General features: G+C 37.6%; 1 protein-coding gene. It reads left to right on the plus strand.

From position 1 onward, the window contains the following. Window positions 1–387, plus strand: a 387-nt coding sequence (locus tag GUI43_RS35255) for a GntT/GntP/DsdX family permease (protein WP_249037929.1), incomplete at its 5' end; no start/stop codon positions are given. Window positions 388–391 lie beyond the last annotated feature (4 nt).

Consider the following 391-nt stretch of genomic DNA (forward strand, 5'->3'; position numbering starts at 1 on the left):
CATGTACAATGTGAAATGCTTGTTGCAGCATTTATTGTCGGGATTGCATTGTTCTTTGAAGTAGGTTTAGTCTTACTGATTCCATTAGTATTTACAGTAGCAAAACGCGCAAATGTTTCAGTGTTAAAACTAGGACTACCTATGGTAACAGCTTTATCAGTGACACATGGCTTTTTACCACCACATCCAGGACCGGTAGTCATCGCAAAAGAATTAAAGGCAAATGTTGGAGATGTATTACTGTATTGTATGATTATTGCCATTCCAGTTACACTCATTGCAGGACCTATATTTAACAAAGTTGCACAAAAAATGATTCCGTCTGCGTATACACGAGAAGGCGATATTTCAGCTTTAGGTGCACAAAAAGAATTTACGGATCAATAGATGC

It is taken from the genome of Micromonospora noduli, from assembly GCF_003264365.1.
In the GTDB taxonomy this organism is placed as follows: Bacteria; Actinomycetota; Actinomycetes; order Mycobacteriales; family Micromonosporaceae; genus Micromonospora; species Micromonospora noduli.